19 protein-coding genes, 2 tRNA genes and 1 other RNA gene are annotated in these 20,470 nt (G+C 65.0%); 13 read left to right on the forward strand and 9 right to left on the reverse strand.

Annotation, left to right across the window (positions count from 1 at the left end; all coding sequences use genetic code 11):
- Positions 1-29 precede the first annotated feature (29 nt).
- The 8 genes from RF641_RS02365 to RF641_RS02400 all read left to right on the forward strand — a co-directional run bounded on the left by RF641_RS02365 (position 30) and on the right by RF641_RS02400 (position 6,672).
- Entirely contained in the window at positions 30-1,457 is a 1,428-nt protein-coding gene (locus RF641_RS02365; protein ID WP_424572403.1) for a dihydrolipoyl dehydrogenase family protein, read from the forward strand.
- Between the two features lie 61 nt (positions 1,458-1,518).
- An RNA gene (rnpB, locus tag RF641_RS02370) (RNase P RNA component class A) lies at positions 1,519-1,875 on the forward strand.
- Positions 1,876-2,061: 186 nt separating this feature from the next.
- Complete coding sequence (locus RF641_RS02375) at positions 2,062-3,519, forward strand: glyceraldehyde-3-phosphate dehydrogenase (protein ID WP_424572404.1); 1,458 nt, start codon at positions 2,062-2,064, stop codon at positions 3,517-3,519.
- A 184-nt stretch (positions 3,520-3,703) separates the two neighbouring features.
- Positions 3,704-4,060 carry a hypothetical protein gene (locus RF641_RS02380; RefSeq protein WP_424572405.1) on the forward strand — a complete coding sequence of 119 codons (357 nt, stop codon included), beginning with the start codon at positions 3,704-3,706 and terminating at the stop codon, positions 4,058-4,060.
- Between the two features lie 9 nt (positions 4,061-4,069).
- Positions 4,070-4,483, forward strand: a complete 414-nt coding sequence (locus tag RF641_RS02385; RefSeq protein WP_424572406.1) for a hypothetical protein — start codon at positions 4,070-4,072, stop codon at positions 4,481-4,483.
- 49 nt (positions 4,484-4,532) lie between these two features.
- On the forward strand, positions 4,533-4,934 hold the full coding sequence (locus tag RF641_RS02390; protein ID WP_424572407.1) for a hypothetical protein: 402 nt from the start codon (positions 4,533-4,535) through the stop codon (positions 4,932-4,934).
- Positions 4,935-4,989: 55 nt separating this feature from the next.
- The gene (locus tag RF641_RS02395; RefSeq protein WP_424572409.1) at positions 4,990-5,616 is read left to right on the forward strand and encodes a hypothetical protein; all 627 of its coding nucleotides are present in this window, start codon (positions 4,990-4,992) and stop codon (positions 5,614-5,616) included.
- 12 nt (positions 5,617-5,628) lie between these two features.
- Positions 5,629-6,672 carry a winged helix DNA-binding domain-containing protein gene (locus tag RF641_RS02400; RefSeq protein ID WP_424572410.1) on the forward strand — a complete coding sequence of 348 codons (1,044 nt, stop codon included), beginning with the start codon at positions 5,629-5,631 and terminating at the stop codon, positions 6,670-6,672.
- On the opposite strand, the gene def is transcribed toward RF641_RS02400, so the two are convergent.
- The 9 genes from def to RF641_RS02445 form a co-directional block, all read right to left on the reverse strand.
- Entirely contained in the window at positions 6,669-7,241 is a 573-nt protein-coding gene (gene def, locus RF641_RS02405; RefSeq protein WP_047119016.1) for a peptide deformylase, read from the reverse strand. The genes RF641_RS02400 and def overlap by 4 nt on opposite strands.
- A 26-nt stretch (positions 7,242-7,267) precedes the next feature.
- Positions 7,268-8,416, reverse strand: a complete 1,149-nt coding sequence (locus RF641_RS02410; RefSeq protein ID WP_047119017.1) for an acyl-CoA dehydrogenase family protein — start codon at positions 8,414-8,416, stop codon at positions 7,268-7,270.
- Positions 8,417-8,864: 448 nt separating this feature from the next.
- Positions 8,865-11,540 (reverse strand): response regulator transcription factor, encoded by a 2,676-nt coding sequence (locus RF641_RS02415; protein ID WP_424572411.1) that lies wholly within the window; start codon positions 11,538-11,540, stop codon positions 8,865-8,867.
- A 288-nt stretch (positions 11,541-11,828) separates the two neighbouring features.
- Complete coding sequence (locus tag RF641_RS02420) at positions 11,829-12,053, reverse strand: hypothetical protein (protein WP_424572421.1); 225 nt, start codon at positions 12,051-12,053, stop codon at positions 11,829-11,831.
- Positions 11,951-12,343 carry a DUF2306 domain-containing protein gene (locus RF641_RS02425; RefSeq protein ID WP_424572412.1) on the reverse strand — a complete coding sequence of 131 codons (393 nt, stop codon included), beginning with the start codon at positions 12,341-12,343 and terminating at the stop codon, positions 11,951-11,953. The genes RF641_RS02420 and RF641_RS02425 overlap by 103 nt, the downstream gene beginning before the upstream one ends.
- Before the next feature lie 22 nt (positions 12,344-12,365).
- On the reverse strand, positions 12,366-13,352 hold the full coding sequence (locus tag RF641_RS02430; RefSeq protein WP_424572413.1) for an NAD(P)-dependent alcohol dehydrogenase: 987 nt from the start codon (positions 13,350-13,352) through the stop codon (positions 12,366-12,368).
- Positions 13,353-13,459: 107 nt separating this feature from the next.
- Entirely contained in the window at positions 13,460-13,690 is a 231-nt protein-coding gene (locus tag RF641_RS02435; RefSeq protein ID WP_424572414.1) for a helix-turn-helix transcriptional regulator, read from the reverse strand.
- On the reverse strand, positions 13,690-14,112 hold the full coding sequence (locus RF641_RS02440) for a hypothetical protein (RefSeq protein WP_424572415.1): 423 nt from the start codon (positions 14,110-14,112) through the stop codon (positions 13,690-13,692). Before RF641_RS02440 ends, RF641_RS02435 begins: the two co-directional genes overlap by 1 nt.
- Positions 14,113-14,424: 312 nt before the next feature.
- Positions 14,425-14,500: transfer RNA gene (locus RF641_RS02445), tRNA-His, on the reverse strand.
- Positions 14,501-14,651: 151 nt separating this feature from the next.
- Here RF641_RS02445 and orn point away from each other — a divergent pair.
- From orn to RF641_RS02470, 5 genes are all read left to right on the forward strand, one after another.
- Positions 14,652-15,263 (forward strand): oligoribonuclease, encoded by a 612-nt coding sequence (gene orn / locus RF641_RS02450; RefSeq protein WP_424572416.1) that lies wholly within the window; start codon positions 14,652-14,654, stop codon positions 15,261-15,263.
- Between the two features lie 160 nt (positions 15,264-15,423).
- Positions 15,424-15,499: transfer RNA gene (locus RF641_RS02455), tRNA-His, on the forward strand.
- A 302-nt stretch (positions 15,500-15,801) separates the two neighbouring features.
- Complete coding sequence (gene mptB / locus RF641_RS02460) at positions 15,802-17,364, forward strand: polyprenol phosphomannose-dependent alpha 1,6 mannosyltransferase MptB (RefSeq protein WP_424572417.1); 1,563 nt, start codon at positions 15,802-15,804, stop codon at positions 17,362-17,364.
- Positions 17,310-18,947 (forward strand): polyprenol phosphomannose-dependent alpha 1,6 mannosyltransferase MptB, encoded by a 1,638-nt coding sequence (gene mptB, locus RF641_RS02465; protein WP_147407270.1) that lies wholly within the window; start codon positions 17,310-17,312, stop codon positions 18,945-18,947. The genes mptB (RF641_RS02460) and mptB (RF641_RS02465) overlap by 55 nt, the downstream gene beginning before the upstream one ends.
- Positions 18,934-20,253, forward strand: coding sequence for a glycosyltransferase family 87 protein (locus RF641_RS02470; RefSeq protein ID WP_424572422.1), 1,320 nt, complete (start codon positions 18,934-18,936; stop codon positions 20,251-20,253). The genes mptB (RF641_RS02465) and RF641_RS02470 overlap by 14 nt, the downstream gene beginning before the upstream one ends.
- The last annotated feature ends 217 nt before the right edge of the window (positions 20,254-20,470 follow it).

Here is a 20,470-nt window from a genome sequence, read left to right on the forward strand (position 1 = left end):
GTGTGCCGCTCCCAGGACAAGGAGGGACCATGCAGGATCCAGCGAAGACCGCGGCCGACTTCGATCTCATAGTGATCGGCGCCGGGCCCGCCGGGGAGAACGCCGCCGACTACGCGGCCAGGGCCGGGCTGTCGGCGGCCATCGTCGAATCCGAACTGGTCGGCGGCGAATGCTCGTACTGGGCGTGCATGCCCTCCAAGGCGCTGCTGCGCAGCGGCCAGGCGCTGGATGCGGCCCGGCGGCTGCCCGGAGCGCAGCAGGCGCTGACCGGTTCGCTCGACGCGCCCGCCGTGCTGGCCCGGCGCGACGCCTTCACCAGCGGCTGGAAAGACGACGGCCAGGTCAAGTGGCTGGAATCGGCGGGCATCACGCTGCTGCGCGGCCACGGCCGGCTGGCAGGGGAACGCACGGTCCAGGTGGGGGAGCAGGCCTACACCGCCCGCGCGGTCGTGCTGGCCGCCGGTTCCGCCCCGGCGCTGCCGCCCATCGACGGGCTGGCCGACGCCGAGCCTTGGGGCACCCGCGAGGCCACCTCGGCCCAGCAGGTCCCGGCCCGGCTGATCGTCATCGGCGGCGGCGTGGCGGGAACCGAAATGGCCTTCGCCTATGGTTCGCTTGGCGCCCAGGTCACGGTGCTGGCCCGCGGCCGGCTGCTGGGCTCCGAGGAACCCCATGCCGGGGACCTGGTGGCCCGGGCGCTGCAGGCCAGGGGTGTCGACGTGCGCGAGGGCGCCACCCCGGCACGCGTGGACCGCGGCCCCGACGGCGTGGTCAGCGTCCAGCTGGAGGACGGCGCCGTGCTGCAGGCCGAGGAACTGCTGGTGTCCACCGGCAGGAAACCCAACACCGCCGATCTGGGCCTGGAGGAACTCGGCATCCAGCCCGAGGCCCTACGCGAGGTCGACGACACGCTGCTCGTTCCCGGCACCGATTGGCTGTATGCGGTGGGCGACGTGAATTCCCGCGCCCTGCTCACCCACCAGGGCAAGTACCAGGCCCGCGCCGCCGGAAGGGCGATCGCCGCCCGGCTCACCGGGAAACCGCTGGCCGACGATCCCTGGGGCGCCCAGGCAGCGACCGCCGACCACGGCGCCGTGCCGCGGGTGGTGTTCAGCGATCCGCAGGTCGCAGCCGTCGGGCTGACCGCAAAGCAGGCGCGCAGCCAAGGCTTGGACATCGTGGTCATCGAGCACGACCTGGGGTCGGTGGCCGGGGCCAGCCTGCATGCCAGCGGGTATTCCGGCCGGGCGACGCTTATCGTCGACAAGGCCCGCTCGGTGATCCTCGGCGCGACCTTCGTGGGCCAGGACGTCGCCGAGCTGCTGCACGCCGCCACCATCGCGATCGCCGGGCAGGTGCCGATGGAACGCCTGTGGCACGCGGTGCCCGCCTATCCGACCATCAGCGAGATCTGGCTGCGGCTGCTGGAGGACTACTTCTACCCGCAGCCCGTGTGAGCCAGTTCGCCGGTGGCACTGGACACGATGTTGTTCGCAAAGGTACTAGACTAGTGGTGAATGGGATGGCCAGACGGTCGCGTGGCAAGCAATTGTCCCGAGGAACGTCCGGGCTCCACAGAACAGGGTGGTGGGTAACGCCCACTCGGGGTAACCCGCAGGCCAGTGCCACAGAAAATAGACCGCCAGGTTCTCCTGGTAAGGGTGAAACGGTGGTGTAAGAGACCACCAGCATCCCGGGTGACCGGGATGGCTCGGTAAACCCCACTCGGAGCAAGGTCAGACAGACTGCGTTACGAGGGCTGTTCGCCCCATGCAGTCGGGTGGACCGCTAGAGGCTGTCGGCAACGGCAGTCGTAGATAGATGACCGTCACCGCTTCGGCGGGACAAAACCCGGCGTATCGGCCATCCCATTCGCACACTCCAGAACGGTGAGATGATTCACAGGCGCAAGCCTGTGGAAACTCCGTGCACCGACTAGAATGGAAAACGTACTTGCGGGGATGATCCTGTTACCCCGCACCACCGCAAAAGCAATGGTGCTTCTCTCGGTGCCAACCGGCTTTATGGATCTGCAAGCCGGCTGATTTGGAAGGATTCTCTGTGACCCAGCAGTCTGTCGTTGCCCAGGAAGAATGGAGCGGGCGCGAAGAGCTCGCCGAGGCCATGATTCCACTGATCGGACGTCTCTACCGCAAGAACAATGTGGTGACCTCCATCTACGGCCGCAAGCTGATCAACCAGTCCGCCATCGATATCATCAAGGCCCACCGCGTGGTGCGCCGCATCGACGGTGAAGAGCTGGACCTGAATGCCACCAAGGCAATTCTCGATGTCATTGAAACCCTGAACGTTGGTTCGGTTTCCGTCGACCTCGGCCGCCTGAACAAGAAGTTCGTCGAGTCCGGCTCCGCCGACCTGACCGAATTCGTCTCCGCTGAGCTGGGCGCCAAGGTCGGCCAGGCCGGCGCCACCGACGCAGAGCCAACCGACGTGGTCCTGTACGGCTTCGGCCGCATCGGCCGCCTGCTGGCCCGCATCCTCATCGAGCGCGGCGGCTACGGCCTGCGCCTGCGCGCCATCGTCGTGCGCAAGGGCTCGGATGACGACATCATCAAGCGCGCCTCGCTGCTGCGCCGCGACTCGGTGCACGGCCGCTTCGACGGCACCATCACCGTGGACGAGGAAAACAACACCATCCTCGCCAACGGCACCCTGATCCAGGTCGTCTACTCGAACGACCCGGCCACCATCGACTACACCGCCTACGGCATCGACAACGCCATCGTCGTCGACAACACCGGCCGCTGGCGCGACGAGGCAGGCCTGTCCCAGCACCTGCAGTCCAAGGGCGTTGCCCGCGTGCTGCTGACCGCACCGGGCAAGGGCAGCCTGAAGAACATCGTGCACGGCATCAACGATTCCGACATCACCGCCGATGACAAGATCGTCTCCGCCGCATCGTGCACCACCAACGCCATCACCCCGGTCCTGAAGGCCCTGAACGACAAGTTCGGCGTCATCCACGGCCACGTCGAGACCGTTCACTCGTTCACCAACGACCAGAACCTGATCGACAACTTCCACAAGGGCGAGCGCCGCGGCCGCTCGGCGGTCCTGAACATGGTGATCACCGAAACCGGTGCCGCCAAGGCCGTCTCTAAGGCCCTGCCGGAGCTGGAAGGCAAGCTGACCGGCAACGCCATCCGCGTTCCTACCCCGGATGTCTCCATGGCGATCCTGAACCTCAACCTGGAGACCGCCACCGACAAGGACGAGCTGAACAACTACCTGCGCGAAACCTCGCTGGGCGCCGAGCTGCACAAGCAGATCGACTACATCGACTCGCCTGACGTCGTCTCCACCGACTTCGTCGGCTCGCGCCGCGCCGGCATCGTCGACGGCCTCGCGACCATCGCCACCGGCAAGAACGCCGTCGTCTACGTCTGGTACGACAACGAGTTCGGCTACTCCTGCCAGGTTGTCCGCGTCATCGAGACCATGGCCGGAACCCACCCGGCAGCGGTGCCTGCAGTGAAGGCCCAGGCAGTCACCGCCTAGTCTCTTCGCAGCGATACGCTCCACCAAGGGGCCGCACACCCGTGCTTCGGCACGCGGGGTGCGGCCCCTTGGGCGTCCTTCGGACGCGTCCCGCGCGGGAAATCCGGTGCCGGCGGCTCCGCGGAGGCCGCCAAGGAGTAGAGTCGCAACCCATCGGGGCAAGAAATGCGGCAAGGGGGCTGCCATGGCACCGGGACACGGCGCCGAGCTGAGCGGGACTGGACGCGTCGAGGCTTTTTCCGACGGGGTGCTGGCAGCCGTGATCTACGCCGGATCGTTCCTGCTAACCTCCCTGGTCTTTTTCGCCCTGCAATACCACCTGTCCAAGCGCCGCCCGCACCTGCTGCGCGAAACGCTTGATGCCCGGCAGACGCGCTCGATCCTGCTGCGCGGCCTGGTATCGATGCCCATCTACGTGCTGGCCGCGGCGGCCGTCCTGCTCTCTGCCTATCTGACGCTGGGCATCTGCATGGCCATGGGGTTGTTCTATTTGTTGCGCACCGCGGGCAGCGGGGTCCGGAGGGCCGCAGGCCCGCTGTAGACTCGGGAAATGCCGATCGAGCTGAAATCCATGCTGTGCCGGGTCACCGGGGAGGTGTTCGGCCGGGGTTTCATCGTGGTCGAGGACGCCTCCCGGGAGAACCCGCCGCAGTACTCGGTGGTGATGTGCAACTGCGGGACCGGTCTCGCCGCGGTGATCTGGATCGACCCGATCCACCTGGACGTCGATTTCCCGGACCACGATGTGCGGACGGGCATTGTCGACGATGATGACAACGAGGCCGGCAAGGAAGCCGAGCTGCACCGCCTGTGCCGGATGGTGCGCGTTTACCTTGAGGGGAACACCCTCCTTGAGCACCGGTGCCGGCTGTTCCGCTCCGGGACGACTCCGGTAGTCCACGTTGAGGCTGACGGGCAGCGATGGCAGATCGGACGCAGCGTCTCCCGGGTGCCGAATCCCTGACCCGCCGGAATACCCGAGGCTGCGTCGGAGGCGGAGGTAGGCTGGTGGCATGCCAAACGAGCTCAGCACGCGGCTGGATCGCGTCGTCGCGGCGACCTTCGCCGAGGGCTTCAGTGTCCTGGAAACCGACCTGCGCGAGAACCCGCCGCGGTATTCGGTGCTCGTCGGCAGCACCGCGGATCCGAGCCGCACCGCATTCATCCGTCTCGACGGCGTCTGGCTGGAGGCATTCATACCGGAGCTCGGCGTCCACTGCGCGCTGCTGGATGACGAATCCGACGCGGACTTCGACCTCGGCAGGCTCTGCCGCGCGCTGCGGGTCTATCTTCGCGGCGAGGCGCACATTGAACAACGCCGGCGCTTTCTGCGTCCGGGAGCAAAGACCAGGGTGCATATCGATCTGGAGGGGCGGCGTTGGAGCCTGGGCCGGAACCGGTGGAGCCTGACATAGTCCCGGCGGCCGGAAATCTGTTGCCAGTGGAGGCGTCCTGTGCCAAGCTCGGGGCATGATGCGATCAACGAACCCGGCCCTGCGCCAGAGTTCGTGGCCTGCGGACATGTCGCTGGCCACGGACGACCACGCGCAGCCGATCCGGATGCTGCTGTTCATCCGACAGGCCTGGGGCCTCGCTGAAGACCTCGCCCTGCCCGAGCTGAACCCGGTTCCCGAAACGGGGTCCTCCGCCATGCCGGATGAAGCCGCACGGAACCTGTGGGAGCGGCGGTGGATGCGCACCTGGTCGAACGCCTGGGGCGTGAAGGCGCACGGTGCCCATCGTGTCCCCGGACTCGCGGCCATCACCACGGCAGCGAGCCGCGCCACCGACAACGATTTCTGGACCGCGCAGTACGGACGCGCGGGGATCGACCTCACCGCATTCGAGCAATGGGAACAAATGTTCGATCCCTTGCTGGGTATCGACCTCGACCCGGTGCTGCGCGGCCCCCAGGTGGAACCGGTGCTGGTCGCTGCGTGGGAGCGTGGGCTGACGGATCTCACGGTGGTGCCCTGGGCCGGGTACTGCATGCACCGGCTCAGCGATTCGCACCTGGCGACCTCCTTCGACACCGCCGCCAGCTGGTCCCTGCTCAGGCAGGCGCTCGCCGAGTGGATCCGCACGCCGCTGGCATAGGATGCGATCTCGATGACCGAGCACCTGCCGCCGCGGCGCATCCTTCAGCTGCGCATGGCGAACCAGCTGCTGCTGGAACCTGCCGGCTCCATCCCCGCGTCCGCGGAACGCATGCTGGCGCTCCAATCCCAGGACCTGGCAGCCGGGCGCTACGCGCTCGCCCAGCGTTCGGGAAAGGGCATCGGCAGGGCGCGCATTGACGCGCTGTTCGCCTCGGGGGAACTGGTGCGCTCCTGGACCATGCGCGGCACGTTGCATATCTGCGCCGCCGCCGACGTGCGGTGGCTGGTGCGGGCCACACGCCAGCGCACGCTCAAGGCCATGGGCTCGCGCCTGCGCGAACTGCAGATCACCGCGGCCGGCATCGACGCCGCCGGGACGTTGATCGCCGCCCACCTGGAAGAGCGGGGCCACGCGAGCCGTGCCGGCCTGTTCGACATGCTCAACGAGCGCGGAATCCAGACCTCCGCGCAACGCGGGGTGCACCTGCTTATGTGCCTGGTCATGGAGGGCCTGCTGTGCCTGGGGCCGGTTCCCGAGGGCGCGGGGCTCGCCGGCCAGGACTTCATCCTGCTTGATCGCCTGGCCGCACCGGACCTCCAGCCCGCCCAGCCGTTGCAGGAGCTGCTCAGGCGCTATCTGGCGGGCCATGGACCTGCCAGCATCAGGGATGCCGCCTGGTATACCGGGCAGACGCTCACGCAGCTCAAGACGGCGGCCGCCGAGCTGGGTTCAGAGCTGCTCTGCGTGGGGCGGGACACCCACGGCGAGGAGCTCTACCTGCTCTTCGCCTGCCCGGCGCTGGCGGCGGATCTTCCCTCCAGGCTTCCGCTGCGCCTGCTGGGGCACTTCGACGAGTACTACCTGTCCTACGCGGACCGCTCGCTGGTCGCCGACGAGCGGCTGCGCGCGCAGATCGGCCCGGGCAGCAACGGCATGGTCAAGCCCTTCTGGCTGCGTTCGGGCAAGGCCGAAAGGCCGTGGAACGCGCAAACAGCGCCGACCGATCGACTCGGTGCGGCGCTGCATCAGCGGTATCTGGAGTTCAGGGCCTAGTGGCCGAACGGGTCCGCATCGGTGCCCGGAAGCCAGGTATTGCCCGGCACGCCCCAGCCGAGGGACTTCTTGGCCTTCTTCCAGCGCTTCTCCCAGCGCGGCTGCAACTTGTCCACGTACAGCAGGCCGTCCAGGTGGTCGTACTCGTGCTGCATGATGCGGGCGAACCAGCCGTGCGCCTCGAAGGAGATCGGATTGCCGAACTCGTCGAAGCCCTCCACCTTGGCGTAGTCGGCGCGCTTGAGCGGGAAATCCAGCCCCGGCACCGACAGGCAGCCCTCGGAGTCGTCCTCGGCGTCGGGAACACCCTGGGACACCTTGGACAGGGTCAGCTTCGGGTTGATCACCACGCCGCGCTCCGGGGCATCGTCCTGGTCCGCGTAGACGTAGGTGAACATGCGCAGCCCCAGGCCGATCTGCGGAGCGGCCAGGCCTACGCCGTGCGCGGCATCCATGGTGGTGTGCATGTCCGCCACCAGGTGGCGAAGCTCGTCGTCGAACTGCGTCACCTCCACGGCGCGCTTGTGCAGGACGGGTTCCCCGTAGACGGTGATCTGCCGAATTGGCACGTGATCAGTTCCTTTCCAAAAAGTGCTTAGAGTGCTCGTCCAATAGTTTCACGCATGATCTCACTTGTGCCACCGAAAATGGTCAGCAAGCGGGATGCGGTGAACGACTGCGCGATCGGGTACTCCATGATGTAGCCGTACCCGCCATGGATCTGCAGGGCCTTGTCGGTGAGTTTTTTCGCGCTTTCACTAGCCCAAAGCTTCACCTCGGCCGCCTCCTGCGCGTCGAGCTCTCCCTCGTTGAACGCGAGGACCGCGCGATCGACGAAGGCCTGGGTGACATGCGCCTCAGTCTTCAGGTCCGCCAGCTCGAAGCGGGTGTTCTGGAAGCCGGTCAGCGCCTGGCCGAAGGCGGAGCGCTCGCCGGCATGGGCCAGGGCCTGGTCGAATGCGGCGGTGCAGATGGCGCTGGCCGCTACTGCGATCGCCAGGCGCGCCTGCGGCAGCTGCTCCTTGACGTATGCGAGCCCCTGGCCGACCTCGCCGATGCGATCGGCGTCGGAAACGCGCACCTCGTCGAAGAACAGCTCTGCGGTGTCGGAAGCGCGCAGGCCCATCTTGTCGAATGGCTGCCCGTTCGAGTAGCCCTCGGAACGCTCGACCATGAACAGGGTGAACGAATCCTCCCCGGCCCGCGCGGTCTGCCCGTCCGTGCGGGCCAGCACCACTGCCGCATCGCCGTAGGCGCCGTTGCCGATGAAGGTCTTCTGGCCGCTGACCAGCCAGTCGTCCCCGTCGCGCACTGCCTTGGTGCGCACCCCTCGCAGATCCGACCCGGCACCCGGCTCGGTGAAGGCGCAGGAGGTGATCGTGGATCCGTCCACGAACCGCGGAAGCCAGCGCTGCTTCAGGTCCTGCGACCCGTAGGCCAGCAGGTAGGGGAGCACGAGGTCGTCATGCAGGTGCAGGGCCAATGCCACCGCAAGGTGCCCCGAACGGACGAACTCCTCATCAAGCACGACGCGGAAGCGGTAGTCGTCGATGCCCATGCCGCCGAACTCTTCCGGCACCGCGAGACCGAGCAATCCGTTCTCCCCGGCGGACTGCCACACCTCGCGGGGAATCTGGTGTTCTTTTTCCCATTGCGCATACTTACCGGCGATCTGCCGGGCGTTGAACTCAACGGCAAGTTCGCGGAACTGTTCGTGGTCTTCTTCAAAGAGCGCGCGTTTCACGGAGAGACGCCTTTCGGACGGGGGCGAGGGGCTGGTTCGGGGCAGGCCACGTGCAATGACCTGACGAACTGTTCACTCCCATTATGGTCTCACCCATTGACATGCGCCTATTTACGACCGAAACTCTGTTGTCTACGTCATGTTTGAAGCAATAAGTCTCGAAAAACGCGGGTTTAGACACCTTCAAACCACCGATTCGAACATAGCTTCGAATATGGAGCGTGGCATGGCGTCACAAAGCTTAACGACAAGGTGCCAGCATCAATGATGCTGGCACCGGTCTGTATCGGTGGGAGTCATATGCGCTCATTGCGAGTGATTGCAATCGAAAATCCCGTGATCCGCTCCATCAACTACTGTGATTCCCCCAAGAACCCATCGCATAGGTTGATCGAACAAGAATCATCATATGCGTAAGTATGGACATTTAAGGAACAAAACCAGACGACTAGGTAGGCCATCGCTCGGAAATAGGTAGGGCTAGAGTATGCTCTGTGGCCGGGAGCACTTCATCATCCGTCGCGACAGGCTCCGCCAGCAGTTGCCGACGGTCCGTGATACCCAATTTCGCATACGAGCGCTGCAGGTGTCCCTCCACCGTACGCGGGGACAAAAACAGCTCCTGGGAGATCTCGTGATTGCTCGCCCCCGATGCGGCACGCACGCACGTTGCAAATTCACGAGCCGTCAACAGCGCTTCATCAACACGCGCCCGACCCAGTGCTGGCGTATTAACCTGTTCCAGCGGCTGGGCGATTTCGACCGAAAGCCCCAGCAGATGAGTGGCCACCGTGCGCCGGCCCAAAACCCGAGCACGCTCCGCGGCGCTCGCCGCCAGCTGGGCAGCCAGCAGTAGCTGCCCTCCATCGACATGGGCCTGCACAAGCTGTCCCACATTCAGCTCCGCCGGATCCTCAAGCGCCGCTTGATACCCCGCCAGCGTCGCCGCCAGCGGCCCCTGCACCTGCAACGCAGCTTCCGACAGGCGTGAAGCATCGGCCACCAGCCCGCACTGCCACGCTTCGAGCAGCAGGCGCATCACCAGGTTCTTCCGGCCGAATCCTTCGGCCTCAGCAAGCAGCTTGTGCAGATACTCCTCAGCGGCCTGCTCGCCTTCAAGATCCAAAACCACCGACAGGAGCGAACGCTCGGCGATCGGGCGCAGGATCTGACCCGAAACCTCGGGCTGAGCACGCGACATGTCCAGGTAGTACGACGCCTTGGACCGGTCGCCCAGCAGGGAGGCGGCATACGCGGCAAACGCCGCTGCAAACCCCTTGACCAAATACGGGTCGCCCACCGACAGCAAGCCGATGGCCTGCTCCAACGCAGCCAAGGCCTGCGAAGCCAACCCGGACTCCAGATAGCCCATGCCGATGCTCACCATGACGTTCCCGTGATCGGCGTTCGCCTCCTTGAGATCGTCACCTACCGTCAACTGGGCAAACTGCGCAGGATTCATCCCCAGCGCGAACGCGATCGTCGGGAACGCGAAGACCAGTTCGGACCGAACCGAGGCAGGCCACGTCTTCCACTCCGGCGAGGACGAAATCCGGACGTACTCGGCCATCGCCTCCTCGGCCAACCCGGCGTAGGACTTCTCGATCAGCACATGGGCCAGGCATGCGGCCCGACCTTCACTGCGCAGCTCGGGCATCGACGCATACTCGCGCAAGGACGCGATATCAACAACCTTATTGGCCCGCGAGCGGATCAGTAGCAGATACGCGGCAACGCCTGGCGGATCGCCCGGGCGGGGTTCCAGGATCTGCTCAGCCACTGCGAGCCGCCCTAGACTTGCATAAGCGATCTTGGCGGCGACAAAGCGGATCTCCGGCGAACCCGTTGGCAGGTGCTCCTGCAGCAAGGCCAATGCGGCCTCCGGCTTGCCAAGCTCATACAACGCATCCGCGCGGGCAATCAGCAACGATTCCAGCTGGTCGGGGGAGTCGACTCGCTGCTGGTCCAGCAAATCGGTCAACGCGATCACCTGCGAGAACTGCCGCGCGCTGGTTGACTGCTCGACATCAAAGAGCAGCTCGCGAATCGGAACGGTCAGCCCCATCTCCAGCCGATGCCTGGTGAACCGGCTGCGCGAGGCCGAGTCGAAAAGTTCCCAGGACAGCTTCTCCTCGATGGTCTTGATATGCCGGCGCAGCGTGGACGAATCGAAACTGCTGAAAACCAGTTGCGAGGAGAGCCCCGCCCCCAGCCGGACGCGCTCCGTGCGCTCGCCGGTAATGGGGTTCTCCGAAACGAGGTCGAGGCGGACCAAGTCGGCGTCGATGGCATCATAGATTGACTGGCCCATGAGTTTGCGGGCCACCGGCAGAGTGACCGGACCCGTGACCGCCAGGAGTTCCAGGGCCTCCCTGACGTTTTCCGGCTGGTCGCTCAAGCGGGCGTTGATCAGTTCCGTGGTGCGTTTCCCATGCGGTGTCCAGGCCCTGTTGAGCGTCCAGTAGTCCTGCTGCTTGGTCAGCGCCCCGGTGGACTGGGCATCAAGGGCCAGCTCACGCAGATGCAGCGCATGTCCGCCGGAGAATTCCAGCAGCGAAGTGACTGCGCTCGAATTGACGGCGCCGCCGAGGATCTCGGAGAGTATCAGGTTCGCGTCGTCGTAGGAGAGGGGCGCAAGTTCTATGCGCATGAAACTCGGGGAGGAAATCAGGGAGCGCAGCTCCGAGGGCAGCGATCGTACTGCCGCCGTGGCGACCACCAGGCGAATGTTTCCGGCGGTAGCGAACTGCTTGAGGACAGCGGCGCTTTGCTGATCCACGTATTCCGCCTGGTCCAGGAAAATCCACTGGGTGCGTTCGCTCGTGGCTCGGCCGATGCCCGTGACCAGCTCCGTGGGCGACGTGCCTGTGGATCCGTTGGGCAGTTGGGTCGCGAGGACGCTCAACGTGGAAAAGGGAACGGAGCTCAGCGCTTTGGAACCGACAATCCAAATGAAATTGGATTCAATGCGATCCATCAGCTGCAGCGAAAACGTCGTGCGTCCAGACCCGACGTCCCCGATGATGAATATCGGACCGCCGGTGCGTGCTGCTTCGAGTGCCGTGTCCAGCGCTTTGACACGGGAAGGCAGTATGTCTCGGCGCTCAATATGGAAGCCAGTCATCCTACTAATATCAAACTCCCAGGTTGAGCCGGTCAAGTAGCATTGCCTCGCAACCCAAGTAGTTTTGAGGGTATTCAGTAGCGACTTTACTAGCAATAATGTCCCGGTCAACGGCTAGGATTTTCCGGTTATTCGACAGTTGGCGAAAATACGCGCGCAAAACTCAGAAGTTCATAGCGGCAAAGCCGTGCACGAACCAGAAGCTGAAATTCCTCACATGTTCGAAACAATAAGGCTTTTCTTCGTAACATTCCAAAAAAGCTCGATTTGCGTGAAATTAATCCAAATTCAATGTTCTCGAAAAGTTGTCGTCAACTGACTCAAATGAGTTTCTCGAACCTTCGGAGTAGCACCCATAACATTTCCAACGGTGTTTCCCGCACAGGTGGGGAACGCAGGGTCAATGACCTCTAAATGGCGGCTTGTGAGCTCCAACGCGGCTGCCGCTGCATTTTCTTCAACATGCGCAATTGTTGAGGCTTTCGGGATGGCGATGGTCCGGCCCTCGCGAATGGCCCAGGCGAGCAGGATCGGGGCCACGCTGGCTTGGAGGTCCTCGGCGGCATCGCCGCCAGCGCCAGCACCAGGCCGACGGCGGTGGCCGATCCGAACAGGAGGCGCACCGCGCGCACCGGCCAGCTCTGCTCGGGCACGAAGTCGTACATCTGCGTCATCCACAGTCCGCTCAACGCCATCGCCAACCCGGCCGGAAGCACGATCCGGCCCGCGATCCGGTGGTACCGCGGATGCCGGTCGCGCAGCCCGCGCAGGAATTGGAACGCGCCGAGCCCGCAGAACACCATCCCGCCGACAAGCTCCGCCTACTCATGACGCGTGTCTTTCCAGCGGCGAGATGGAGATGACGATTTTGCCCCGTGCGTGGTGGGTGCCCGCCGCGGCCAGCGCCTGCGGCGCCTGCTCCAGCGGGTAGATACTGTCCAGCAGCGGGGAGATGCGTTGCGCGGCGAGCAGCACGCCCAGCTCGGTGAGCGCCGGCGCGGTGACCTTCCCCGTGAAGACGCGCACCCGCTGCGAAGCGATGAGCCCGTGCCACTGGGCCTTGAACACGCGCATCAGGGCGCCGCCGTCAGGCCCGGGAACTCCGCTGTTGGGCAGGATGGACCCGCCGGGCGCCACGACGCGGCGCCAGTCGCGGATGCGCGCGGCGCCCGCGTTGTCGATCACTGCGTCGTAGGGAATCGGCGTGTCCAGCGGGCTCGTGGTTTCGTAGTCCAGGACGTGCTCGATCCCCAGCGACCGCACCCGCTCGATGTTTCGCCCGGAGCACACCGCGATGACTTCGGCGCCGCGCAGCGCCGCCAGCTGCGCGGCGAACTGGCCGACGCCGCCGGCCGCTCCGGTCACCACAACCCGCTGGCCCGGGGCCACCCGCGCGACGTCGACGGCGCCCAGCGCGGTGGTTCCCGCAACTGGAACGGCCGCGGCATGTTCCGGGGATATCGCGTCGGGAAGCGGTGCGAGCTGGTGCTCCCTGGCCAAGGCGCAGTCGGCGAAGGTGGCGAGGCCCTGCCCGAACACCGGGTCGCCCGGCTTCCAGCGAATGACCCCGGGGCCGACGTCGGCCACCACACCCGCCAGGTCAAGGCCGAGCCTGCGCCGGGCCGGGCGCTTCAGCCCGTGGCCCGGCCGCACCATGCGGGGCACGCCGCGCATGAGGAAAACGTCGGCCGCGTTGACCGAGGCGGCGGCCACCCGGACCAGCACCTGGCCCCTGGCCGGCTCGGGGACGGGCACGTCGCCCATCGTTAGGGTGTGGGCCTCGCCGTAGACGGGCTGCAATAGTGCACGCATGGGAACTCCAAAAGGGTATGGGAAGCCCAGGCTCCGTGCCGCGGGCACGGTCCCTAGGCGGTGGGACGCCATGGAGCTAGCGTTGCGCGGCGCTAGGCATCGGCGGGTCAGGACGCGTCGTCCCCCTGGTAGGAGAAGACCTCGTCGAGCGGGACGCGCAGTGACTGTGCGATTTGGAATGCCATTTCGAGCGAGGGCGAGTAGCGTCCCTGTTCGATGGCGATGACGGTCTGGCGCGAGACGCCGAGCGTGGCTGCCAGGCCGGCCTGGGTGAGCCCGAGCTCCGTGCGCAGATCGCGGATGCAGTTGGTGACCCTGGTGGGTTTGGAGCCGCCCACTAGAACCCCCTGCGGTAGGCGGACAGCGTGGCGCCCGTGCTCACGACGGAGCCGAGGAAGGATCCGGCGAACAGCACCGTGGCAGTCCAGAAAAGCGGCGCGGCCAGGGGCAGCATGGCAAGCGTCGCCAGCACGGCGACCCCCGTGATGCCGTTGCCTGCGGTGGCCGCGTAGCGTTCGATCTCGTGGTCGCGGGCGTCGGTACGCGCCTCGCCGCGAACACGTATCCACAATACGAGCATGGCCAGCGCGTAAAGTCCGCCGCCGAGAATGAGGGCCCAGAGCATCGGACCCTGCCAAGCGACCTCGGCGAAGGGAAGCACGTCCGAGGCCGCGCGGATGACGACGACGATCCAGTATGCGGCGAAGGTAGCGATGCTAAGGATGAGCCCCGCCCAGGTATACCGTTCTGTGAATGTCATGACATCTCCAGATGTAAATAATTTTTTACATCACAACCGTAGAACCGGGAGCACGTGTGTCAAGAATTTTTTACATGATTCGGAGTTCGAAAAACTGTTGCGGTCCGCCGGGGTCGAGCTTGGGGTGGCTAAGCGCCAATGAGCTGGCTAGCCCGGCGAATCAGGAGCGTCGTTCGACAATTGTCGTGCTCGGCAAAATGCGACCAGTCGGACCGACGGAATGCTGCGGAATATTGATGGGTGAAATGTCCGGAATGAAAACGAGGTGCGAACCTCGACTGCGTCAACAGTCGAAGGTTCGCACCTCGATATTGGGGTGAGTAACGGGGTTTGAACCCGCGACCTTCTGGACCACAACCAGACGCTCTACCGACTGAGCTATACCCACCATGTTCACTTTGAACCTAGTCACAACGCGATTGCGTTTCAACCGAAGTCCTTGGCAACGAGAATTACTATACACCGAAACTTTGAGGAAACGCCAATTCACGTTTTCCGGTGCCGAACATGGCATTTTTAGGTGGGGTAAATTTGAGTTCATGCCTACTTCTGCAGAAAAACTTGTGTGGATCGATTGCGAAATGACCGGGCTCAGCCTGGAAAACGACGCATTGATTGAGGTCGCCGTCTTGGTGACCGACTCCGAACTGAATGTCCTGGGCGACGGGGTATCCGTCGTGATCAAGCCCGAGCCCCAGGCCTTGGAGCAGATGGGCGACTTCGTCCGCAACATGCACATCAATAGCGGCCTGCTCGAGGAGCTCGACGGCGGCATGACCATGTCCGAGGCCACCGCCATTGTCATGGACTACATCCGCGCCTACGCCCCGGAGCCGAAGACCGCCCTGCTGGCAGGCAACTCTGTCGGCACCGACAAAACCTTCCTGGTGCGCGATATGCCTGAGGTGATCGAGCACCTTCACTACCGCATCGTCGACGTGTCCACGATCAAGGAGCTCAGCCGCCGCTGGTATCCCAAGGCCTACTATTCGGCTCCGGCCAAGGACGGCAACCACCGCGCCCTGGGCGATATCAAGGACTCGATCGACGAGCTGCGCTATTACCGCGCCGCGGTCATGGTTCCAGCGCCGGGTCCGACCTCGACAGTAGCCGCGGGGATCGCCGCCGAGATCAAGTCGAACCCTTCCTAGGAGTCAATCGACGGCGCCCCGGCGGCGGGTGATGCAACCCACAGCCGCCGGGGGCGTTCGCAATTGGCCAGCACCGGGAGAATGTGTGTATAGTATTTCTCGTTGCCGAATGCGGGGTCACCACGCAAAAGCGTTTTGACTTGGTATGAAAGCGAACATGGTGGGTATAGCTCAGTCGGTAGAGCGTCTGGTTGTGGTCCAGAAGGTCGCGGGTTCAAACCCCGTTACTCACCCCAAACGATCACCCGGTCGGAAACACTGTTTCCGGCCGGGTGATTTTCATTCTCCGCCGGTTCCACGCGCCGCCGGAAATCCAATGGTGTGATTCGCTTCGCACGCGGGCTGTCGTCCAGGGTTGGCGCAGCCCTGCATGCTAGAGTTTCGCTTGATTCTTTGGTAATTTTGGGCGTCCTACGCCCGGCCGTGGGAGCACTTCGCAGCGGGTCTGATTCGGCCTGCTGACATGCGCAAAGTACGCGCGGCAAACCGCCGCCCCGAGCGGTTCGAGGACGGCGAAAGGGAAAAGATGGCGCCAGATATGCGGAAGGAATCCGCAGCGCGGCCAGCGGCAGACGCCCCGTCGGCGACCGCCCGCCGCGCGAGATTCGACCCGCTGTGGCAGGGGCTGCTTGGCTCGGTCATGATCGCCCTGGGATCCTTCGGCGTCGGCTGGCTGGCCAGCGTCTCTCCGATGAACCGCAATCCGCTGCTGATCGCCATCCGCACCGAATACGCCGGCGTCATTACCTCCACCGTGGTGCTGACCCTGGGCTGCTGGATCCTCTTCCGTGCCTGGCTGCGGCTGGGCCAGATCCACGCGGGCTGGGGCCCGGAATCGCTGAAGGCGGTCAAGAAAGCCGTCTGGATCTGGTCGGCGCCGATGCTGCTGGCGCTGCCAATCTTCTCCCGAGACGTCTTCGCCTACATCGGCCAGGGCCGCCTGGTCGACGCCGGGCAGGACCCGTATGTCACCGGCATCTCCTCGCTGAACAACTGGTTCCAGCTGGGCACCGACATCACCTGGGCGCAGGACGAAACCCCGTACGGCCCGCTGTTCCTGCTGCTTGAATACTGGGTGTTCCGCGCCGTCGGCTTCAGCCCCGACCTCTCGGTGCTGCTCTTCCGCCTGATCGCCTTCGCCGGGGTGATCCTGTGCCTGATCTACGTGCCGAAGCTCGCGGCCCTGCACCACGTCTCCGGGGCGAAGGCCGCATGGATCACCGTCGCCAACCCGCTGTTCCTGATCAGCTTCGTCGCCTCCGCGCACAACGACGCCGTGATGGTAGGCCTGGCCGTGGCGGCAACCTACTACGCCGCCACCCGCCGCGGCATCCTCGCGGTGGTTCTGATGACGGCTTCCATCGGCATCAAGCCGATCACCATGGTGCTGCTGCCGTTCATCGGCCTGCTGTGGGCCGGAACCGACGCGAAGTGGCCGCGCAAGATCCTCTACTGGTGCTACACGCTGGCGCTGTTCGCCGCGATCATGCTGGCCGTCGGGCTGGCCAACGGCTACGGCATCGGCTGGCTGAAGGTCATGCTGGGCACCGGCACCGGGTCGGTGCTGTTCGCCCCCGTCGGCGCCCTGAACGCGCTGCTCTCCGGGATCTTCGAGGCCTTCTCGCTGCCCACCAACTGGATCCTCCCGGTGCTGAAGGTCGGCGGGCGCCTGCTCTCGGTGGTGCTGGTGCTCGTGCTGATCTTCAAGGGCAAGCCATCGCACCTGGTGCAGCGCATGGCGCTGGCCTTCACCGCGCTGGTGGTGCTCTCGCCGATCGTGCAGCCATGGTACCTGCTGTGGCTGCTGCCGTTCTTCGCCGTGACCGGCATCCGCGACGACTGGCAGATCGTCTGGGTGTACTTCACCACCGCATTCTTCATCGCCTTCGGCGCCGCCGACCAGCTGTTCATCTGGCAGTTCCTCGGAGACCTCGACCCGTGGGTCAAGCACCTGTCCACCGGCATCTCCTGGGTCGCGATGTTCTACCTGGCCTACCTTGATCCGCGCACCCGTACGCTCTTCACCGGACTGGTGCCCTCCAAGCAATGGCTGAGGGTGTTCCGGGGCGGCCCCAAGAAGGACGAGGTCGCGCCATCGTAGTCCCGATCCACCGCGAAAACCAACAGTCCGCGGCCGGACCACGGCGACCGGGCCTGCAGGACTCTAAGGGGCCGATCCTCCAGGGGCTGCTGGCCTCGGTCATGGTCACCTGCGGTTCCTGGGGCGTGGGCTGGCTGCCCTACGCCCAGGAATCCGTGCTTGCCCGATCCCCGCTGGTGCTCCCGCTGCGCGCCGAAACCGTCGGCGTCATCATCTGCACCCTGCTGCTGGCCGTCGGCACCGTGCTGATGTTCCGCGCCTGGCTGCGACTGCGCCAGACGACCAGGTCACTGGGTGCGCAGGCGCTTGGGCTGATGCGCCGGGCGGCCTGGACCTGGTCCGCGCCGATGCTGTTCTCCTTCCCGATCCTCTCGCAGGACGTGTACTCGTACCTCGGGCAGGGGCGGCTCATGCATTCCGGGCTCTCGCCCTACGAGAACTGGGTCTCCCAGCTTCCGGGCTGGTTCGCCCAGGGCGCGGACTCGCTGTGGGCCGAATCCTCCTCGCCCTATGGCCCGTTGTTCCTGATGTACGCACGGCTGGCCTACTTCGTCTCCGGGGGAGTCCCCGAGTACGGCGTGGTCATGATGCGGCTGGTCGCGGTGGCAGGCGTCGCACTGTGCATCTACGCGATTCCGCGGCTGGCGCTCAAGCTCGGCGGCGATCCGTCCTGGACGCTGTGGGTCTCCGTGGTGAACCCGCTGTTCCTGATGAACATGGTCGGCGGCGTGCACAACGACGGACTGATGCTCGGCGGCGTGCTGCTGGCGTTCCTGCTGGTTTACCGCAAGCGCCGCGTGCTGGGAACCATCGCCATGGCGCTGTCCATCGCGATCAAGCCGGTGATGCTGCTGGCGCTGCCCTTCCTGGGACTGGCGATGCTCAAGCCCGAGGCCCGGCTGCGTTCCAAGGTGCGCGTCTGGCTGTGGATCACCGTGCTCACCACCGCGATCCTCGCCGCCCTGGGCGCCGCCACCGGACTGTGGTTCGGCTGGATCAGCGGCATGGCCAGCTCTGGAGACGCTGCGTTCCCGTATGCGCCGGTGGGTCTGCTCGGCCTGCTGGTCGGCTGGATCGGATCGTTGTTCGGCGGGAGCATCAGCACCGTGGCCGGCGTGGTCTACGCGATCTTCAAGGTGGTCAGCATGGCCGTCATCGCGTGGCTGGCGCTGCGCAAGCCGTCGGGAAATCCGCTGCTCTACTCGGGCTACGCGCTGGCGGCCAGCGTGCTGCTGGCCCCCATCATCCAGCCCTGGTACCTGCTCTGGCTGATCCCGTTCTTCGCCCTGGGCAAGAAGTTCAGCGTCGGCCAGGAGCGCCTGCTCTACGTGCTGTGCCTGGTGCTGGCGATCGCCGGCGTCGTCGACCAGCTCTCGGTGGCGCAGTGGTTCTCCCTGCTGTGGATGCGGATCTTCGCCGCCCTGGTCGGCCTGCTCTGCGTGGCCTACATGGTGTTCATCGACCCGAAGACCGCGCCGCTGTTCGGCCACCTGGGACGCCGGCTCAGCCCGCGGACCCGCAAATTCCTACGTATTCCCAATCCAGAAGAAACGAGGCAACAGGACCGTGATGCAACCGGTTAAGACCCTGTTCAACGCCCGCGAGGCGACGCGTCCGGTGATCCTATGGCTGCTGGTCCTGACCGCGGTCGGCGCCGTCGTCGCGGTGCTGACCAAGCAGTGGTGCCGCGTGAACGCCTGGCCTGCGGCCGAGCAGCACCTGCACATGTGCTATTCGGACTTCACCCAGCTCTTCGGCACCCGCGGCATGGCAGACAAGCTGTTCCCGTACTTCACCGGACTGCCGCCGGAGCAGGCACTGGAATACCCGGTGCTGCTGGCCATCGTCGCCGGCGTGACCGCGATGATGATCCCCGGCATCGGGTTCTCCCCGGAGCGCCAGCTGGCGTACTTCGACCTGAACTCCGCGCTGTCCTTCATCTGCTGGGCAGTGATCGTCGTGGCGATCGCCTACGCCGCCCGGCATCGCAGCCGCGACGCCATCATGGTCGCGCTGGCTCCGGGAATCATCCTCACCAGCCAGCTGAACTGGGACTTGTGGGCCGTCATGCTCGCCACCTTGGGTCTGCTGGCCTTCTCGCGCAAGCACATCGTGCTGGCTGGCGTGCTGCTGGGCCTCGGAGCCGCCGCCAAGCTGTACCCGTTCTTCCTCTTCGGGGCGATCCTGGTGCTGTGCCTGCGCTCGGGGCGCATGCGCCACTTCTGGGTGTCGCTGGTGTCCGGCGTCGTTGCCTGGCTGGCAGTTAACGTGCCGTTCATGCTGACAGCTTTTGAGGAGTGGAGCCGTTTCTACACGTTCTCCGGGGACCGCCCGGCAGGCAACTCCTCGATGTGGTTGGCCTTCGCGGGGACCGGCATGTCGGGTTCGACCATGTCGCTGCTGTCCAACGGGCTGTTCGGACTGGCCTGCCTGGGCATCGCCTACCTCGGGCTGACCGCCAAGCGCCGCCCGCGCATGGCCCAGCTCGCGTTCCTGATCGTCGCAGCCTTCCTGCTGCTGGGCAAGGTGTACTCGCCGCAGTTCGTGATGTGGCTGATCCCGCTGTACGTACTTGCCCGTCCGAAGTGGCGCGAATTCCTGGTGTGGCAGCTGGTGGAGGTATTCCACTGGGCGGTTGTCTGGCTGTGGAGCGCCAAGGCAGTGTCCGACGGAGGATACTTCGGTGGAAGCTGGACTATCGAGATCCTGTACGGCCTGGGCATCTTGGCCCACATGGTAATGCTGATCTATATCTGCATCAAGATCGTTGGAGATATCCGCAATCCTGAACGCGATGTCGTGCGCGCTGACGGAACCGACGATCCGCTGGCCGGGCCGATTGAGAATGCCGAGGATGCCTTCGTTCTGGGAGCAGCAAAAAATAGCTGAGACTTGAGCAAGCACGTCGGATGCCGCCGATTTTCCTTTAAGGGAAAATCGGCGGTTTCCTTTTGCCCGGAGAATTCTTAGGACGTGCTGCTACGGGTCGGGGTCTTCGAGGGGGTCTTCGAGTTCCTCCCGGGTCCAGGGTTTCCCGCGCACCCATTTGGACTGGGTGAGCAGGTCCGGGAACTGCCGGTGCCGGTACCCGGTCACCGGCGGGGCG

It is taken from the genome of Arthrobacter sp. 'calajunan' (assembly GCF_046940185.1).
GTDB classification, from domain to species: Bacteria; Actinomycetota; Actinomycetes; order Actinomycetales; family Micrococcaceae; genus Glutamicibacter; species Glutamicibacter soli.

What these genes read in the sequence shown, in the direction of transcription:
- RF641_RS02365 (WP_424572403.1), top strand. Translation starts at nt 30, where the DNA reads ATGCAGGATCCAGCGAAGACCGCGGCCGACTTCGATCTCATAGTGATC.
- RF641_RS02380 (WP_424572405.1), top strand. Translation starts at nt 3,704, where the DNA reads ATGGCACCGGGACACGGCGCCGAGCTGAGCGGGACTGGACGCGTCGAG.
- RF641_RS02385 (WP_424572406.1), top strand. Translation starts at nt 4,070, where the DNA reads ATGCCGATCGAGCTGAAATCCATGCTGTGCCGGGTCACCGGGGAGGTG.
- RF641_RS02390 (WP_424572407.1), top strand. Translation starts at nt 4,533, where the DNA reads ATGCCAAACGAGCTCAGCACGCGGCTGGATCGCGTCGTCGCGGCGACC.
- RF641_RS02395 (WP_424572409.1), top strand. Translation starts at nt 4,990, where the DNA reads ATGATGCGATCAACGAACCCGGCCCTGCGCCAGAGTTCGTGGCCTGCG.
- RF641_RS02400 (WP_424572410.1), top strand. Translation starts at nt 5,629, where the DNA reads ATGACCGAGCACCTGCCGCCGCGGCGCATCCTTCAGCTGCGCATGGCG.
- RF641_RS02415 (WP_424572411.1), bottom strand. Translation starts at nt 11,540, where the DNA reads ATGACTGGCTTCCATATTGAGCGCCGAGACATACTGCCTTCCCGTGTC.
- RF641_RS02425 (WP_424572412.1), bottom strand. Translation starts at nt 12,343, where the DNA reads ATGGTGTTCTGCGGGCTCGGCGCGTTCCAATTCCTGCGCGGGCTGCGC.
- RF641_RS02430 (WP_424572413.1), bottom strand. Translation starts at nt 13,352, where the DNA reads ATGCGTGCACTATTGCAGCCCGTCTACGGCGAGGCCCACACCCTAACG.
- RF641_RS02440 (WP_424572415.1), bottom strand. Translation starts at nt 14,112, where the DNA reads ATGACATTCACAGAACGGTATACCTGGGCGGGGCTCATCCTTAGCATC.
- orn (WP_424572416.1), top strand. Translation starts at nt 14,652, where the DNA reads ATGCCTACTTCTGCAGAAAAACTTGTGTGGATCGATTGCGAAATGACC.
- mptB (WP_424572417.1), top strand. Translation starts at nt 15,802, where the DNA reads ATGCGGAAGGAATCCGCAGCGCGGCCAGCGGCAGACGCCCCGTCGGCG.
- mptB (WP_147407270.1), top strand. Translation starts at nt 17,310, where the DNA reads ATGGCTGAGGGTGTTCCGGGGCGGCCCCAAGAAGGACGAGGTCGCGCC.
- RF641_RS02470 (WP_424572422.1), top strand. Translation starts at nt 18,934, where the DNA reads ATGCAACCGGTTAAGACCCTGTTCAACGCCCGCGAGGCGACGCGTCCG.